17 protein-coding genes are annotated in these 17,611 nt (G+C 54.6%); 14 read left to right on the forward strand and 3 right to left on the reverse strand.

The window, feature by feature from the left end:
• Positions 1–5: 5 nt before the first annotated feature.
• From atpF to phoU, 13 genes are all read left to right on the forward strand, one after another.
• Positions 6–476, forward strand: coding sequence for a F0F1 ATP synthase subunit B (gene atpF, locus IPZ49_RS07760; RefSeq protein WP_003862370.1), 471 nt, complete (start codon positions 6–8; stop codon positions 474–476).
• A 14-nt stretch (positions 477–490) separates the two neighbouring features.
• On the forward strand, positions 491–1,024 hold the full coding sequence (atpH, locus tag IPZ49_RS07765; protein ID WP_003862369.1) for a F0F1 ATP synthase subunit delta: 534 nt from the start codon (positions 491–493) through the stop codon (positions 1,022–1,024).
• 12 nt (positions 1,025–1,036) lie between these two features.
• Positions 1,037–2,578 (forward strand): F0F1 ATP synthase subunit alpha, encoded by a 1,542-nt coding sequence (gene atpA, locus IPZ49_RS07770; RefSeq protein ID WP_006808751.1) that lies wholly within the window; start codon positions 1,037–1,039, stop codon positions 2,576–2,578.
• A 51-nt stretch (positions 2,579–2,629) separates the two neighbouring features.
• Entirely contained in the window at positions 2,630–3,493 is an 864-nt protein-coding gene (gene atpG / locus IPZ49_RS07775; protein WP_003862364.1) for a F0F1 ATP synthase subunit gamma, read from the forward strand.
• Positions 3,494–3,524: 31 nt separating this feature from the next.
• The gene (atpD, locus tag IPZ49_RS07780) at positions 3,525–4,907 is read left to right on the forward strand and encodes a F0F1 ATP synthase subunit beta (RefSeq protein ID WP_003862362.1); all 1,383 of its coding nucleotides are present in this window, start codon (positions 3,525–3,527) and stop codon (positions 4,905–4,907) included.
• A 20-nt stretch (positions 4,908–4,927) separates the two neighbouring features.
• Complete coding sequence (locus IPZ49_RS07785) at positions 4,928–5,347, forward strand: F0F1 ATP synthase subunit epsilon (RefSeq protein WP_006177560.1); 420 nt, start codon at positions 4,928–4,930, stop codon at positions 5,345–5,347.
• 138 nt (positions 5,348–5,485) lie between these two features.
• Positions 5,486–6,856 (forward strand): bifunctional UDP-N-acetylglucosamine diphosphorylase/glucosamine-1-phosphate N-acetyltransferase GlmU, encoded by a 1,371-nt coding sequence (glmU, locus tag IPZ49_RS07790; RefSeq protein ID WP_022649874.1) that lies wholly within the window; start codon positions 5,486–5,488, stop codon positions 6,854–6,856.
• Positions 6,857–7,096: 240 nt separating this feature from the next.
• On the forward strand, positions 7,097–8,926 hold the full coding sequence (glmS, locus tag IPZ49_RS07795; RefSeq protein WP_032626716.1) for a glutamine--fructose-6-phosphate transaminase (isomerizing): 1,830 nt from the start codon (positions 7,097–7,099) through the stop codon (positions 8,924–8,926).
• 278 nt (positions 8,927–9,204) lie between these two features.
• Entirely contained in the window at positions 9,205–10,245 is a 1,041-nt protein-coding gene (pstS, locus tag IPZ49_RS07800) for a phosphate ABC transporter substrate-binding protein PstS (RefSeq protein WP_022649876.1), read from the forward strand.
• A gap of 127 nt (positions 10,246–10,372) precedes the next feature.
• A complete protein-coding gene (pstC, locus tag IPZ49_RS07805) occupies positions 10,373–11,332 on the forward strand; it encodes a phosphate ABC transporter permease PstC (RefSeq protein WP_022649877.1) in 960 nt (319 codons plus the stop codon).
• Positions 11,332–12,222, forward strand: a complete 891-nt coding sequence (gene pstA, locus IPZ49_RS07810; RefSeq protein WP_022649878.1) for a phosphate ABC transporter permease PstA — start codon at positions 11,332–11,334, stop codon at positions 12,220–12,222. The genes pstC and pstA overlap by 1 nt, the downstream gene beginning before the upstream one ends.
• A gap of 47 nt (positions 12,223–12,269) precedes the next feature.
• The gene (gene pstB, locus IPZ49_RS07815) at positions 12,270–13,043 is read left to right on the forward strand and encodes a phosphate ABC transporter ATP-binding protein PstB (RefSeq protein ID WP_003861154.1); all 774 of its coding nucleotides are present in this window, start codon (positions 12,270–12,272) and stop codon (positions 13,041–13,043) included.
• Between the two features lie 26 nt (positions 13,044–13,069).
• Positions 13,070–13,795, forward strand: a complete 726-nt coding sequence (gene phoU, locus IPZ49_RS07820) for a phosphate signaling complex protein PhoU (protein ID WP_003861153.1) — start codon at positions 13,070–13,072, stop codon at positions 13,793–13,795.
• Between the two features lie 85 nt (positions 13,796–13,880).
• Here the strand turns inward: phoU and yieH are convergent, their stop codons facing one another.
• Positions 13,881–14,546 (reverse strand): 6-phosphogluconate phosphatase, encoded by a 666-nt coding sequence (gene yieH / locus IPZ49_RS07825; RefSeq protein WP_063147010.1) that lies wholly within the window; start codon positions 14,544–14,546, stop codon positions 13,881–13,883.
• A 165-nt stretch (positions 14,547–14,711) separates the two neighbouring features.
• Between yieH and adeP the strand changes: the two genes are divergently transcribed.
• Positions 14,712–16,049 (forward strand): adenine permease AdeP, encoded by a 1,338-nt coding sequence (gene adeP / locus IPZ49_RS07830; protein ID WP_139152660.1) that lies wholly within the window; start codon positions 14,712–14,714, stop codon positions 16,047–16,049.
• A gap of 91 nt (positions 16,050–16,140) precedes the next feature.
• On the opposite strand, the gene IPZ49_RS07835 is transcribed toward adeP, so the two are convergent.
• A complete protein-coding gene (locus IPZ49_RS07835) occupies positions 16,141–16,707 on the reverse strand; it encodes an NADPH-dependent FMN reductase (RefSeq protein ID WP_038414971.1) in 567 nt (188 codons plus the stop codon).
• A gap of 36 nt (positions 16,708–16,743) precedes the next feature.
• Complete coding sequence (locus IPZ49_RS07840; RefSeq protein WP_023298947.1) at positions 16,744–17,490, reverse strand: 4'-phosphopantetheinyl transferase superfamily protein; 747 nt, start codon at positions 17,488–17,490, stop codon at positions 16,744–16,746.
• Positions 17,491–17,611: the final 121 nt, after the last annotated feature.

The following is a 17,611-nucleotide window of genomic DNA, read 5'->3' on the forward strand; positions in this document are numbered from 1 at the left end:
GTGCTGTGAACATGAACGCAACAATCCTCGGCCAGGCCATCGCGTTTATTCTCTTTGTCTGGTTCTGCATGAAGTATGTATGGCCGCCTTTAATGGCTGCCATCGAAAAACGTCAGAAAGAAATTGCTGACGGTCTGGCTTCCGCAGAACGCGCTAAGAAAGATTTGGACCTTGCACAGGCCAACGCGACAGACCAGCTGAAAAAAGCGAAAGCTGAAGCTCAGGTAATCATTGAACAGGCTAACAAACGCCGTTCTCAGATCCTGGACGAAGCCAAAGCTGAAGCAGAACAGGAACGTACTAAGATCGTGACACAGGCTCAGGCTGAAATTGAAGCTGAGCGTAAACGTGCTCGTGAAGAACTGCGTAAGCAGGTTGCGATTCTGGCTGTTGCTGGCGCCGAGAAGATCATCGAACGTTCCGTGGATGAAGCTGCTAACAGCGACATCGTGGACAAACTTGTCGCTGAACTGTAAGGAGGGAGGGGCTGATGTCTGAATTTGTTACGGTAGCTCGCCCCTACGCCAAAGCAGCTTTTGACTTTGCTGTCGAACACCAAAATGTCGATCGCTGGCAGAATATGCTGGCGTTTGCCGCTGAGGTGACGAAAAACGAACAAATGGCCGAGTTGCTTTCTGGTGCGTTAGCGCCTGAAACCCTCGCCGCGTCGTTTATCGCCGTGTGCGGAGAGCAACTGGATGCCAACGGCCAGAACCTGATTAAGGTGATGGCGGAAAATGGTCGTCTCCGTGTGCTCCCGGATGTTCTCGAGCAGTTTGAGCACTTACGTGCCCTTAGTGAAGCTACCGCTGAAGTTGAAGTAACTTCCGCGACTGAACTGAGTGATGAACAGCTTGCGAAAATCACCGCCGCGATGGAAAAACGTCTGTCACGCAAAGTTAAGCTGAATTGCAAAATCGATAAGTCTGTAATGGCAGGCGTAATCATCCGTTCGGGTGATATGGTCATTGATGGCAGCGTACGCGGCCGTCTTGAGCGCCTTGCAGACGTCTTGCAGTCTTAAGGGGACTGGAGCATGCAACTGAATTCCACCGAAATCAGCGAACTGATCAAGCAGCGCATTGCTCAGTTCAGTGTTGTGAGTGAAGCTCACAACGAAGGTACTATTGTTTCTGTAAGTGACGGTGTTATCCGCATCCACGGCCTGGCCGATTGTATGCAGGGTGAGATGATTTCCCTGCCGGGTAACCGTTACGCTATCGCACTGAACCTGGAGCGCGACTCCGTAGGTGCCGTTGTGATGGGTCCATACGCTGACCTTGCCGAAGGCATGAAGGTTAAGTGTACTGGCCGTATTCTGGAAGTGCCGGTTGGCCGTGGCCTGCTGGGTCGCGTTGTTAACACCCTGGGTGCGCCAATCGACGGTAAAGGTCCGGTTGAGCACGATGGCTTCTCCCCAATCGAAGTTATCGCACCAGGCGTTATCGACCGTCAGTCCGTTGATCAGCCAGTGCAGACGGGTTATAAGTCCGTTGATGCCATGATCCCAATCGGTCGTGGTCAGCGTGAACTGATCATCGGTGACCGTCAGACCGGTAAAACCGCGATGGCAATCGACGCCATCATCAACCAGCGTGATTCCGGCATCAAATGTGTGTACGTGGCTATCGGCCAGAAAGCGTCCACCATTTCCAACGTGGTTCGTAAACTGGAAGAGCACGGCGCACTGTCTAACACCATCGTTGTGGTAGCAACTGCGTCTGAATCTGCTGCACTGCAATACCTGGCACCATACGCTGGTTGCGCAATGGGCGAATACTTCCGTGACCGCGGTGAAGATGCGCTGATCGTATACGATGACCTGTCTAAACAGGCTGTTGCTTATCGTCAGGTTTCCCTGCTGCTCCGTCGTCCACCAGGACGTGAAGCATTCCCGGGCGACGTATTCTACCTCCACTCTCGTCTGCTGGAGCGTGCTTCCCGCGTTAACGCGGAATACGTCGAGAACTTCACCAAAGGTGAAGTGAAGGGTAAAACAGGTTCTCTGACCGCTCTGCCGATCATTGAAACCCAGGCGGGTGACGTTTCTGCGTTCGTTCCGACCAACGTAATCTCCATTACCGATGGTCAGATCTTCCTGGAAACCAACCTGTTTAACTCCGGTATTCGTCCGGCGGTTAACCCGGGTATCTCCGTATCCCGTGTGGGTGGTGCTGCTCAGACCAAGATCATCAAGAAACTGTCCGGTGGTATCCGTACCGCGCTGGCACAGTATCGTGAACTGGCTGCGTTCTCTCAGTTCGCATCCGATCTGGACGAAGCAACCCGTAAACAGCTGAGCCACGGTCAGAAAGTGACCGAGTTGCTGAAGCAGAAACAGTACGCGCCAATGTCTGTTGCTCAGCAGGGCCTGGTACTGTTCGCGGCTGAACGCGGTTACCTCGAAGATGTGGAACTGGCGAAAATCGGTAGCTTCGAAGCCGCTCTGCTGGCTTACGTCGACCGTGATCACGCTCCGCTGATGCAAGAGATCAACCAGACCGGTGGCTATAACGACGAAATCGAAGGCAAGCTGAAAGCTATCCTCGATTCCTTCAAAGCAACCCAATCCTGGTAATCGTCCGGCGGCTTGTCTCAGGACAAGCCGTCTGGCATTGAGGAGAAGCTCATGGCCGGCGCAAAAGAGATACGTAGTAAGATCGCAAGCGTCCAGAACACGCAAAAGATCACTAAAGCGATGGAGATGGTCGCCGCTTCCAAAATGCGTAAATCGCAGGATCGCATGGCGGCCAGCCGTCCTTATGCAGAGACCATGCGCAAAGTGATTGGTCACCTTGCAAACGGTAATCTGGAATATAAGCACCCTTACCTGGAAGAACGCGACGTTAAGCGCGTGGGCTACCTGGTGGTGTCGACTGACCGTGGTCTGTGTGGCGGCTTGAACATTAACCTGTTCAAAAAACTGCTGGCGGATATGAAAGGCTGGTCCGATAAAGGCGTTCAGTGCGATCTGGCACTGATTGGCTCTAAAGGCGTCTCTTTCTTTAACTCCGTTGGCGGCAACATTGTCGCTCAGGTGACCGGTATGGGTGATAACCCGTCCCTGTCCGAACTGATCGGCCCGGTTAAAGTGATGTTGCAGGCCTACGATGAAGGCCGTCTGGACAGACTGTACGTTGTCAGCAACAAATTTATTAACACCATGTCTCAGGTGCCTACGCTCACTCAGATGCTGCCGTTACCGGCATCAGAAGATGACGAGCTGAAACAGAAAGCCTGGGATTACCTGTATGAACCCGATCCGAAACCGCTGCTGGATACCCTGCTGCGTCGTTACGTTGAATCTCAGGTTTATCAGGGCGTTGTAGAAAACCTGGCCAGCGAGCAGGCCGCACGAATGGTGGCGATGAAAGCCGCGACCGATAATGGCGGCAGCCTGATTAAAGAGCTGCAGTTGGTTTACAACAAAGCTCGTCAGGCCAGCATTACTCAGGAACTCACCGAGATCGTCTCGGGGGCCGCCGCGGTTTAACCAGGTTTACGAATTACGTAGAGGATTCAAGATGGCTACTGGAAAGATTGTCCAGGTAATCGGCGCCGTGGTGGACGTCGAGTTCCCTCAGGACGCCGTACCACGCGTGTACGACGCGCTTGAGGTACAAAATGGTAACGAGAGCCTGGTGCTGGAAGTTCAGCAGCAGCTCGGCGGCGGTATCGTGCGTACCATCGCCATGGGTTCTTCCGACGGTCTGCGTCGTGGTCTGGAAGTGAAAGACCTTGAGCACCCGATCGAAGTCCCGGTAGGTAAAGCAACACTGGGTCGTATCATGAACGTATTGGGTCAACCAATCGACATGAAAGGCGACATCGGTGAAGAAGAGCGTTGGGCTATCCACCGCGCGGCACCTTCCTACGAAGAGCTGTCCAGCTCTCAGGAACTGCTGGAAACCGGCATCAAAGTTATCGACCTGATGTGCCCGTTCGCGAAGGGCGGTAAAGTTGGTCTGTTTGGTGGTGCGGGTGTAGGTAAAACCGTAAACATGATGGAGCTGATCCGTAACATCGCGATCGAGCACTCCGGTTACTCCGTGTTTGCGGGTGTTGGTGAACGTACTCGTGAGGGTAACGACTTCTACCACGAAATGACCGACTCCAACGTTCTGGATAAAGTATCCCTGGTTTACGGCCAGATGAACGAGCCACCAGGAAACCGTCTGCGCGTTGCGCTGACTGGCCTGACGATGGCTGAGAAGTTCCGTGACGAAGGCCGTGACGTTCTGCTGTTCGTTGATAACATCTACCGTTACACCCTGGCCGGTACTGAAGTATCTGCACTGCTGGGTCGTATGCCTTCAGCGGTAGGTTATCAGCCTACGCTTGCGGAAGAGATGGGTGTTCTTCAGGAACGTATCACCTCTACCAAAACTGGTTCTATCACCTCCGTTCAGGCGGTATACGTACCTGCGGATGACTTGACTGACCCATCTCCAGCCACCACCTTTGCTCACTTAGATGCAACCGTGGTACTGAGCCGTCAGATCGCGTCTCTGGGTATCTACCCGGCCGTTGACCCGCTGGACTCTACCAGCCGTCAGCTGGATCCACTGGTTGTTGGCCAGGAACACTACGACACCGCGCGTGGCGTACAGTCCCTGCTGCAACGTTACCAGGAGCTGAAAGACATCATCGCCATCCTGGGTATGGATGAACTGTCTGAAGAAGACAAACTGGTGGTAGCACGTGCGCGTAAGATCCAGCGCTTCCTGTCCCAGCCGTTCTTCGTTGCGGAAGTATTCACCGGTTCTCCAGGTAAATACGTTTCCCTGAAAGACACCATCCGTGGCTTTAAAGGCATCATGGAAGGCGAATACGATCACCTGCCAGAGCAGGCGTTCTACATGGTTGGTTCCATCGAAGAAGCCGTGGAAAAAGCCAAAAAACTTTAACGCCTTAATCGGAGGGTGATATGGCAATGACTTACCACCTGGACGTCGTCAGCGCAGAGCAACAAATGTTCTCTGGTCTGGTCGAGAAAATCCAGGTAACGGGTAGTGAAGGTGAACTGGGTATTTTCCCGGGTCACGCACCGCTGCTCACCGCCATTAAGCCTGGTATGATCCGCATCGTTAAACAGTTCGGTCATGAAGAGTTTATCTATCTGTCCGGCGGCATTCTTGAAGTGCAGCCAGGCAGTGTGACCGTTCTGGCCGATACCGCTATTCGTGGCCAGGATCTCGACGAAGCGCGAGCCCTGGAATCGAAGCGTAAGGCTGAAGAGCACATTAGCAGCTCTCATGGTGACGTGGATTACGCTCAGGCGTCTGCGGAGCTGGCCAAAGCGATCGCGAAACTGCGCGTTATCGAGTTGACCAAAAAAGCGATGTAACACCGGCTTGAAAAGCACAAAAGCCAGTCTGGATCCCAGGCTGGCTTTTTTTTTCGGCCTTAATTCATGATGAAAAAGATGTAGAATTTTAAGCATCAAACGTTTTTACTTCTCACACAAACTACCGTCAGGATGCGTATGTTAAACAGTGCGATGAGCGTGGTGATCCTTGCTGCAGGCAAAGGTACCCGCATGTATTCCGATCTGCCTAAAGTGCTCCACACGCTGGCAGGAAAGCCAATGGTGCAGCATGTTATTGATGCAGCTAATGAATTAGGCGCCAGCCAGGTGCATCTGGTTTATGGACATGGCGGCGATCTGCTGAAAAAAACGCTGCGTGACGACAATCTCAACTGGGTGCTACAGGCAGAACAGCTGGGTACGGGTCATGCAATGCAGCAGGCTGCACCCTTCTTCGCTGATGATGAAGACATTCTGATGCTCTACGGCGACGTCCCGCTGATCTCCGTTGAAACCCTCACTCGCCTGCGTGAAGCCAAACCGCAGGGTGGCATTGGGTTGTTAACCGTCGTGCTGGACGATCCAACCGGCTATGGCCGCATTACGCGTGAAAACGGCAAGGTAACCGGGATTGTTGAGCATAAAGATGCCACTGACGAACAGCGTCAGATTCAGGAGATCAACACCGGCATCCTGATTGCGAACGGTGCGGATATGAAGCGCTGGCTGTCCAAACTCAATAATAACAACGCGCAGGGTGAATACTACATCACCGACATCATTGCGATGGCGTACCAGGAAGGGCGTGAGATTGCTGCCGTTCATCCGGCGCGTATCAGCGAAACGGACGGGGTAAACAACCGTCTACAGCTGTCACGCCTGGAGCGTATTTACCAGTCCGAGCAGGCAGAAAAACTGTTGCTGGCGGGCGTTATGCTGCGCGATCCGGCGCGTTTCGATCTGCGTGGCACGCTGACCCACGGGCGCGACGTTGAAATAGATACTAACGTTATCCTGGAAGGTAACGTCACGCTGGGCAACCGCGTCAAAATCGGCACCGGCTGTGTGATTAAAAACAGCGTGATCGGTGACGACTGCGAAATCAGCCCGTACAGCGTGGTAGAAGATGCGCGTCTGGATCCCGCCTGTACCATCGGCCCGTTTGCGCGTCTGCGCCCGGGCGCTGAGCTGCTGGAAGGCGCTCATGTAGGTAACTTCGTGGAAATGAAAAAAGCACGTCTCGGTAAAGGCTCGAAAGCCGGTCATCTGACCTATCTGGGCGATGCGGAAATTGGCGACAACGTAAACATCGGTGCAGGGACGATTACCTGTAACTATGACGGTGCCAATAAGTTTAAAACCATCATCGGTGATGACGTGTTTGTAGGTTCCGATACCCAGCTGGTGGCGCCTGTTACCGTGGGCAAAGGCGTGACCATTGCCGCCGGGACAACCGTTACGCGCGATGTGGCCGAGAACGAGCTGGTGTTAAGCCGCGTTCCGCAGGTCAGTAAGCAGGGCTGGAAACGCCCGGTGAAGAAAAAGTAACGACAATATACACCCCTCACCCTGACCCTCTCCCCAAAGGGGAGAGGGGAACTGAATGGTGCGGTTTTCATCCTCTCCCCTTTGGGGAGAGGGCCGGGGTGAGGGGATAACATAATCCTCCCCCCACCAGCAGTACCCATAAAAATAACCCCACTCTCTACAAGGCTCGGGGTGCCCGGAAAGGGCAAATACAGGTCAGCGACAACGCATGGCATAACGCCATAATCAGGAAATCTAACTATGTGTGGAATTGTTGGCGCAGTTGCGCAGCGTGATATTGCTGAAATCCTTCTCGAAGGTTTACGTCGTCTGGAATACCGTGGTTATGACTCAGCCGGTCTGGCTGTCGTCGATGCAGAAGGTCATATGACCCGTCTGCGTCGTCTCGGTAAAGTGCAGATGCTGGCCCAGGCGGCGGAGGAACATCCGCTGCACGGTGGCACCGGTATTGCGCATACCCGCTGGGCGACTCACGGTGAGCCATCTGAAGGCAACGCACACCCGCATGTGTCTGAACACATTGTGGTGGTGCATAACGGCATTATCGAAAACCACGAACCGCTGCGTGAAGAACTGAAAGCGCGCGGCTATACCTTCGTCTCTGAAACCGACACCGAAGTAATTGCTCACCTGGTGCACTGGGAGCTGGCACAGGGCGGTACGCTGCGTGATGCGGTGCTGCGCGCTATCCCTCAGCTGCGTGGTGCTTACGGTACGGTGATCATGGATTCCCGTGACCCGTCCACGCTGCTGGCCGCGCGTTCCGGTAGCCCGATGGTGATTGGTCTGGGCATGGGTGAAAACTTTATCGCTTCCGACCAGCTGGCGCTGCTGCCGGTTACCCGTCGCTTTATCTTCCTGGAAGAGGGCGACATTGCCGAGGTGACACGTCGCAGCGTGACCGTATTCGACACGAAAGGCGAGCAGGTTAAGCGCCAGGAAATCGAATCAAACCTGCAATACGACGCGGGCGACAAAGGCGCTTACCGTCACTACATGCAGAAAGAGATCTACGAACAGCCAAACGCCATTAAAAACACTCTGACCGGGCGCATCAGCCATGGTGAAGTGGATCTGAGCGAGCTGGGCGCCAATGCCAACGAAATGCTGAGCAAAGTCGAGCACATTCAGATCGTGGCCTGCGGTACCTCTTACAACTCCGGTATGGTCTCTCGCTACTGGTTTGAATCCCTGGCGGGCGTGCCGTGTGACGTCGAAATCGCATCTGAGTTCCGCTATCGTAAATCCGCTGTGCGCCGTAACAGCCTGATGATCACTCTTTCCCAGTCTGGCGAAACGGCCGATACCCTGGCGGCGCTGCGTCTGTCTAAAGAGTTGGGTTACCTGGGTTCGCTGGCCATCTGTAACGTACCGGGCTCCTCGCTGGTGCGTGAATCCGATCTGGCGCTGATGACTAAAGCGGGCACCGAAATCGGCGTGGCCTCCACCAAAGCGTTCACCACGCAGCTGACCGTTCTGCTGATGCTGGTGGCGAAGCTGGCGCGTCTGAAAGGCGAAGATGCTTCCGTTGAGCATGATATCGTTCACGGTCTCCAGGCGCTGCCGAGCCGTATCGAGCAGATGCTGTCTCAGGACAAACGCATTGAGGCGCTGGCTGAAGATTTCTCTGATAAGCACCACGCTCTGTTCCTGGGTCGTGGCGATCAGTACCCTATCGCGCTGGAAGGCGCGCTGAAGCTGAAAGAGATCTCCTACATCCACGCGGAAGCCTACGCGGCAGGCGAGCTGAAACACGGTCCGCTGGCGCTGATCGACGCGGATATGCCGGTTATCGTGGTGGCACCGAACAACGAACTGCTGGAAAAACTGAAATCTAACATCGAAGAGGTGCGCGCCCGTGGTGGTGTACTGTACGTCTTTGCGGATAAAGATGCCGGTTTCGCCAGCAGCGACAACATGCACATCATCGAGATGCCGCATGTGGAAGAAGTGATTGCGCCGATCTTCTACACCGTACCGCTGCAACTGCTGGCTTACCACGTCGCGCTGATCAAAGGCACCGACGTTGACCAGCCGCGAAATCTGGCGAAGTCCGTTACCGTAGAATAATCCTTCCAGGCTCCACCATCCGGTGGAGCCTTTTTTTATGACAATCCGTCATTTTCAGCTATTTTATCAGTGTCACATAAAGAAAATATTACTGAAAACAAGCTGTCATAATAATCATTAAGTTTATGATTTAACTATGGATTTTTGCTTATTTTTAAGTGAAATTTTCTTTGTCATAAAACTGTCATATTTCGTACATTTATCTGTCACCTGTTTGTCCTATTTTGCTCATCGTAGCCACTTAAACAATGATTTACGAAATCCTTGCAGGAGACATTATGAAAGTTATGCGTACCACTGTCGCAACTGTTGTCGCCGCGACCTTATCTCTGAGCGCTTTCTCTGCTTTCGCAGCAGCAAGCCTGACTGGCGCTGGTGCAACCTTCCCTGCGCCGGTGTATGCCAAATGGGCGGATACCTACCAGAAAGAGACCGGTAACAAGGTCAACTATCAGGGTATCGGCTCCTCCGGTGGCGTAAAACAAATTACCGCGAATACCGTTGATTTCGGCGCATCCGACGCTCCGCTGTCTGATGAGAAACTGAATCAGGAAGGCCTGTTCCAGTTCCCGACCGTGATCGGCGGCGTTGTGCTGGCTGTTAACATTCCTGGCCTGAAATCAGGCGAGCTGGTGCTGGACGGCAAAACCCTGGGTGATATCTATCTGGGCAAAATCAAAAAATGGGATGACGAAGCCATCACGAAACTGAACCCGGGCGTTAAGCTGCCTTCGCAGAATATCGCGGTGGTTCGTCGTGCTGACGGCTCTGGTACCTCTTTCGTGTTCACCAGCTACCTGGCGAAAGTGAACGAAGAGTGGAAATCTAAAGTCGGTTCCGGCTCTACCGTTAACTGGCCAACCGGTCTGGGCGGTAAAGGCAACGACGGTATCGCTGCCTTCGTACAGCGTCTGCCTGGCTCTATCGGCTATGTAGAGTACGCTTACGCGAAGCAGAACAACCTGGCTTACACCAAACTGGTTTCTGCTGACGGCAAACCGGTTAGCCCGACCGAAGAGAACTTCGCTAACGCCGCAAAAGGCGCTGACTGGAGCAAATCCTTCGCGCAGGACCTGACCAACCAGAAAGGCGACGATGCATGGCCTATCACGTCTACCACCTTCATTCTGGTCCACAAAGAGCAGAAGAAGCCTGAGCAGGGTGCTGAAGTGCTGAAGTTCTTCGACTGGGCATACAAAAACGGCGGCAAACAGGCGAATGACCTGGATTACGCCAGCCTGCCAGACAGCGTGGTTGAGCAGATCCGTGCTGCATGGAAAACCAACGTGAAAGACAGCAGCGGTAAAGCGCTGTACTAACAGGATATTTTTGACGAAGATGGCGGGTGGCGCGCAGCGATCCCGCCCTACGGTTCATCCTGTAGGCCCGGTAAGCGCCAGCGCCACCGGGCATATTCGTAAGACGTCTCATAAAGAAGAGTAATTTATGGCTGCAACCAAGCCTGCATTTAACCCTCCGGGTAAAAAAGGTGACATGATTTTCAGCGCGCTGGTGAAACTGGCTGCGCTGATTGTGCTATTGCTGCTGGGCGGCATTATCGTGTCCCTCATTTTCTCCTCCTGGCCGAGCATTCAAAAATTTGGTTTCGCCTTCCTGTGGACCAAAGAGTGGGATGCGCCGAACGATATCTACGGTGCGCTGGTGCCGATTTACGGCACGCTGGTGACCTCTTTTATCGCTCTGCTGATTGCGGTGCCGGTAAGCTTCGGTATTGCCCTGTTCCTGACGGAGCTGGCGCCGGGCTGGCTGCGACGTCCGTTGGGTATCGCCATTGAACTGCTGGCGGCCATCCCAAGTATCGTTTACGGCATGTGGGGCCTGTTTATCTTTGCTCCGCTGTTTGCGACGTACTTCCAGGAGCCGGTGGGTAATGTTCTCTCCGCCGTTCCGTTTGTGGGGGCCCTGTTCTCTGGCCCGGCATTCGGTATCGGTATTCTGGCGGCTGGCGTGATCCTCGCCATCATGATTATTCCGTACATTGCGGCGGTCATGCGCGATGTCTTCGAACAAACCCCGGTGATGATGAAAGAGTCGGCCTACGGCATCGGCTGCACCACCTGGGAGGTTATCTGGCGCATCGTCCTTCCGTTCACCAAAAATGGGGTGATCGGCGGCATCATGCTGGGCTTAGGCCGCGCGCTGGGTGAAACCATGGCGGTGACCTTTATCATCGGCAACACCTACCAGCTCGACAGCGTGTCGCTCTACATGCCGGGGAACAGTATTACCTCTGCGCTGGCGAACGAATTTGCCGAAGCGGAATCCGGGCTGCACGTCGCAGCGCTGATGGAACTGGGCCTGATCCTGTTTGTTATTACCTTTATTGTGCTGGCTATCTCCAAGCTGATGATTATGCGTCTGGCTAAAAACGAGGGGGCACGCTAATGGCGACTCTCGACATGCAAAACACCGCTCAGCTTGCGGAATCTCGTCGCAAAATGCAGTCAAAGCGCCGGATTAAAAACCGCATTGCGCTGACGCTTTCCATGGCCACGATGGCGTTCGGCCTGTTCTGGCTGATCTGGATCCTGATGTCCACCATCACCCGTGGTATTGATGGAATGTCCCTGGCGCTGTTCACCGAGATGACGCCGCCGCCAAACACGGCGGGTGGTGGTCTGGCAAACGCCCTGGCGGGCAGCGGCCTGCTGATCCTGTGGGCGACCGTTTTCGGTACGCCGTTGGGCATCATGGCGGGTATCTATCTGGCGGAGTATGGCCGCAAGTCCTGGATCGCTGAAGTCATCCGCTTTATTAACGACATTCTGCTTTCTGCCCCGTCGATTGTGGTAGGTCTGTTTGTTTACACCATCGTGGTGGCGCAAATGGAACACTTCTCCGGCTGGGCGGGTGTGATTGCGCTGGCGCTGTTGCAGGTGCCTATCGTTATTCGTACCACTGAAAACATGCTGAAACTGGTGCCGGACAGCCTGCGTGAAGCGGCTTACGCGCTGGGCACGCCGAAATGGAAAATGATTTCGGCGATCACCCTGAAAGCGTCCGTCTCGGGGATCATGACCGGTATCCTGCTGGCTATCGCCCGTATCGCTGGTGAAACCGCACCGCTGCTGTTTACCGCCCTCTCCAACCAGTTCTGGAGTACGGACATGATGCAGCCGATCGCCAACCTGCCGGTGACGATCTTTAAATTTGCGATGAGCCCATTCGCGGAATGGCAGCAGCTGGCCTGGGCCGGGGTGCTGATCATCACCCTTTGCGTACTGTTGCTGAACATTCTGGCGCGCGTCATTTTCGCGAAGCAGAAACACGGTTAAATTTTTACGGCGCGGCACATCGCGGCGCCGAATGAGGAAATGAGTCAATGAGTATGGTTGATACTGCCCCGGGTAAGATTCAGGTTCGTGATTTGAACTTCTACTACGGCAAATTCCATGCCCTGAAGAATATCAACCTGGATATCGCGAAGAACCAGGTCACGGCATTTATCGGTCCGTCTGGCTGTGGTAAATCCACGCTGCTGCGCACCTTTAACAAAATGTATTCGCTCTATCCGGAGCAGCGCGCAGAAGGTGAAATTCTGCTGGACGGTGACAACATCCTGACCAATACCCAGGATATCGCCCTGCTGCGTGCGAAAGTGGGGATGGTGTTCCAGAAACCCACGCCGTTCCCGATGTCGATCTATGACAACATCGCCTTTGGTGTGCGTCTGTTTGAGAAGCTCTCCCGTGCGGATATGGACGAGCGCGTGCAGTGGGCATTGACCAAGGCCGCATTATGGAACGAAACCAAAGATAAACTTCACCAGAGCGGGTACTCTCTCTCCGGTGGACAGCAGCAGCGTCTGTGCATTGCGCGCGGTATCGCCATTCGCCCGGAAGTCTTGCTGCTGGATGAGCCGTGCTCAGCCCTTGACCCGATCTCAACCGGGCGTATCGAAGAGCTGATCACCGAGCTGAAGCAGGATTACACCGTGGTGATCGTCACTCACAACATGCAGCAGGCTGCCCGTTGTTCTGACCACACGGCGTTTATGTACCTGGGCGAGTTGATTGAGTTCAGCGATACGGACGCGCTGTTCACCCGTCCTGCGAAGAAACAAACCGAAGATTATATTACTGGCCGCTACGGTTGATTTGCCTTAGTGCATGTGGAGAAACCATGGACAACCTCAATCTTAATAAACACATTTCCGGCCAGTTTAACGCAGAGCTGGAAAGCATTCGCACCCAGGTGATGACCATGGGCGGCATGGTCGAGCAGCAGCTTTCTGATGCGATTACGGCAATGCACAACCAGGACAGCGAGCTGGCGAAGCGCGTTATCGAAGGCGATCACAACGTCAATATGATGGAAGTCGCCATCGACGAAGCGTGCGTGCGCATCATTGCCAAGCGTCAGCCAACCGCGAGCGACCTGCGTCTGGTAATGGCGATCATCAAAACTATCGCCGAGCTGGAGCGTATTGGTGACGTGGCGGATAAAATCTGCCGCACCGCGCTGGAGAAATTCTCCCAGCAGCACCAGCCGCTGCTGGTGAGCCTGGAGTCTCTCGGTCGCCACACCGTGCAGATGCTGCACGATGTGCTGGACGCTTTCGCGCGCATGGATCTGGACGAAGCGGTCCGTATCTACCGTGAAGATAAGAAAGTTGACCAGGAATACGAAGGCATAGTGCGTCAGCTAATGACCTACATGATGGAAGATTCCCGTACCATTCCAAGCGTGCTGACCGCGCTGTTCTGCGCGCGCTCAATTGAGCGTATTGGCGACCGCTGCCAGAACATTTGCGAATACATCTTCTACTTCGTGAAGGGACAGGATTTCCGTCACGTGGGCGGCGACGAGCTGGACAAGCTGCTGGCGGGTAAAGATCCGAAAGAGTGATGTGTGTGGCGGGTGGCGCTATCGCTTACCCGCCCTACGATCCTTGTAGGCCGGATAAGCGTTAGCGCCATCCGGCTTTGTTTTTTCAGCGAGTAATATCCCACCCGCGCGCCTTCCACAGTTCCGGCAGCTGCGCCAGGTCTGTAAAGATCGTCACTTTTGGATGATCGATCGGCTTGTTGTGCGGATCGGCGCAGAAGTAAAACACCTCCATCCCCGCATCAATCCCCGACTGCGCACCCGCAGACGAGTCATCCACCAGGATGCAGTTCTCCACGTTGACGTTCATCGCCTTCGCCGCGTGGAACATCAATGCCGGATCCGGCTTCCAGCGCTGGATATCGTAGCCGCTGAACAGTTTTTCCGGGAAGTGGTGCAACATGTCCAGCTTGCCGAGGGAGTGCTGCATTTTGCTGACCGGGCCGTTAGAGACCACGCAGATCGGCACCGTCATCGCATCCAGCAGCGCGTTAGCGCCGGCGATAACTTCCAGCTCGGCGTCGAAGAGGCGTGCGACCTCGGCGCGGTACACCGGTTCCAGATCCGCTTTCGCCAGATCCACCCCGTGCTCTTCGTTAATGATGTCGATGATCTCGTACAGCTTCACGCCCTTAAAGCGTTTAAACACCTCTTCGAGATCGAGCGTAATGCCAAATTCCTGGAACATGGCGACATACGCGCGGGAACAAATGACCTCACTGTCGACCAGCGTACCGTCACAGTCGAAAAATACCGCTTCAATTCCGGACATGCCTTTCCCTTTTAACAAGTTTAACGTTTACGTACGACAGTTTAACGAGACGCAATCGTTGCCGTATAAGCAAAATCAATGAAAAAAGTATCCCGTAACCGCCACTATTGTCGCATTTTGGTATAGGATAGCGACGAATTTTCCCTCCTTGTTCGGAAATTGATGATGAGTCAACAACACACTACCCAGACATCTGGTCAGGGGCTGCTTGAGCGCGTGTTCAAACTGCGCGAGCACGGCACAACGGCACGCACCGAAGTGATCGCCGGTTTTACTACCTTCCTGACGATGGTCTATATCGTTTTCGTTAACCCGCAAATTCTGGGCGTGGCTGGCATGGACACCAGCGCCGTCTTTGTTACCACCTGTCTGATCGCGGCCCTTGGCAGCATCCTGATGGGCGTTTTCGCTAATCTGCCCGTGGCGCTGGCCCCGGCAATGGGTCTGAATGCGTTCTTTGCGTTCGTGGTGGTTCAGGCGATGGGCCTGCCGTGGCAGGTCGGGATGGGCGCTATTTTCTGGGGCGCGGTCGGCCTGCTGCTGCTGACCATCTTCCGTGTGCGCTACTGGATGATTGCGAACATTCCCGTGAGCCTTCGCGTGGGCATCACCAGCGGTATCGGTCTGTTTATCGGCATGATGGGGCTGAAAAACGCTGGCGTAATCGTGGCGAACCCGGAAACGCTGGTGAGCATTGGTAACCTGACCTCTCACAGCGTGCTGCTGGGCGTGCTGGGCTTCTTTATTATCGCGATCCTGGCGTCGCGTAACATCCACGCTGCGGTGCTGGTCTCTATCATCGTGACCACGCTGCTGGGCTGGATGCTGGGTGACGTGCATTACAGCGGTATTGTCTCTGCGCCACCGAGCGTTTCTACCGTGATTGGTCACGTTGATCTGGCGGGCTCGCTGAACCTGGGTCTGGCCGGAGTGATTTTCTCCTTCATGCTGGTCAACCTGTTTGACTCCTCCGGTACGCTGATTGGCGTGACGGACAAAGCGGGTCTGGCGGACGAGAAAGGCAAATTCCCGCGCATGAAGCAGGCGCTGTATGTGGATAGCATCTCGTCCGTTGCGGGTTCTTTCATCGGCACCTCGTCTGTTACCGCTTACATTGAATCCTCTTCCGGCGTGTCCGTGGGCGGCCGTACTGGCCTGACGGCGGTAGTCGTGGGTCTGCTGTTCCTGCTGGTGATCTTCCTCTCTCCGCTGGCGGGGATGGTGCCACCGTACGCGGCAGCTGGCGCGCTGATCTACGTCGGCGTGCTGATGACCTCGAGCCTGGCGCGCGTGAAGTGGGAAGATCTGACGGAAGCCGTTCCGGCGTTTATTACCGCGGTGATGATGCCGTTCAGCTTCTCGATCACCGAAGGTATCGCGCTGGGCTTTATCTCGTACTGTGTGATGAAGATCGGTACCGGCCGTTTCCGCGAACTCAGCCCGTGCGTGATGATTGTGGCGCTGCTGTTTGTGCTCAAGATTGTGTTTATTGACGCGCACTAAGGTGCGGTTTGTGGTGTCAGGTGGCGCTTCGCTTACCTGACCTACTGACGAGTGTAGGCCCGGTAAGCGCTAGCGCCACCGGGCTTTTTTATCAGCTTTTAACCCGCTTAATATAATCCCCAAACGCAGTCAACTGACCAGAGAGATGATCACGCGTACTCTGATCCACCACTTCACCCGTCTGCGGGTCGACTTTGTTCTGAATCACGCCGCCCATAAATTCCGGCTTGTTCATCACCATCGCATCCAGGAACACCAGGATCTGTCGCAGGTGATACTGGCAGCGCGCACCGCCGATGGCGCCCATTGAGCTGGTCTGGATCAGCACCGGTTTGCCTGACAGCGGCTGCTCCGGTAAACGGGATAACCAGTCAATCGCGTTCTTCAGACCCCCCGGAACCGAGTAGTTATATTCTGGCGTTACAATCACTACACCATCAGCCTGACGGATCTGCTCGGCTATCGCCTCCACGCTGTGCGGGAACCCTTCTTCCTGCTGAACGTCAGCATCATAAAGCGGGATGTCGCCAATAGACGGCAGGGCGCTGATCTCCATTCCCGCAGGCGCCAGCTGTGGCAGCGTGCGCGCTACCATCCCGTTAAACGAACCTTTGCGCAGGCTTCCCAGTAACGTAACAACTTTCAACGTATCAGACATGATTACTCCTGTTTCATCATGATGACCCTGGACGGATCAGCTATGGGTGTATGCTTTTTCTGCCGGTAAACTGGTTAATCGCATCAGGCGCGCGGCGGGCTCGTTGGCGCGCTCAGGTACATCCGGAAGACTACGCCAACCGCGAATACTGTCAAACTCCCAGATTTTCAGCCGTTCGATGGCGGGGCTCACCGCAACGGACCAGATCAGTACGTCCTCAGCGTCGCTGAGCGCCTCTACCAGCGAGGCTTTCGCGGCACGCAGGCGTCCGGAGCCGGGAAGCAGCTGCAACAGGCTGGCGTCGTCTGATGCCGCGCCGCTCAGTTTACGGATGCTCTGGCGAAGGGTGATGAGCTGCGCTCTGGCTTCAACGGGATCGTTCTGGTTACGTATCCACAGCTTTTCATTGCTGGAGAGCGGGTATTCATCGAGCGCGTTAGCACCATGGAAGCTGCGCGTGACGCGTTGCAGCTCCATATCCAGGCCGCAATCACCTTCAGTCGTCAGCGCGACGCCAACAATGTTGCCAGTGTACGCAATGGAAAAATGGGGGAGTGCCGGGTCCGCAAAAACCGGGCGACCTTCTGGCTGGGTGAGTATGTCCGGTAGTTCGCTGGTGCCGTACAGCATAAAAAGCAGTTCTGCGAGGAGCGCTCTGGAGGCTAAAAACCGCGTCCTGCGGTGTTCAGGTAGTTTGAGCGCCTCACTGTGACAGGCTGAAGAAATTCTGGCCGATACGAGATGCCCTTCCGTTAATGTTCCTCGTGCAAAGTGCGTAGCCATTTTTCGCTCCCTGATAATGGTCGTAGTCGGTTAAACGGTTACATGATTATCGCTTAACTCAGCTTCTGTTTTAATCAGTAAATAGAAATAAGAGAAGCCTGAGGACCGAACTTTACATTAT

Source organism: Enterobacter cloacae complex sp. S2, from assembly GCF_015159675.1.
In the GTDB taxonomy this organism is placed as follows: Bacteria; Pseudomonadota; Gammaproteobacteria; order Enterobacterales; family Enterobacteriaceae; genus Enterobacter; species Enterobacter intestinihominis.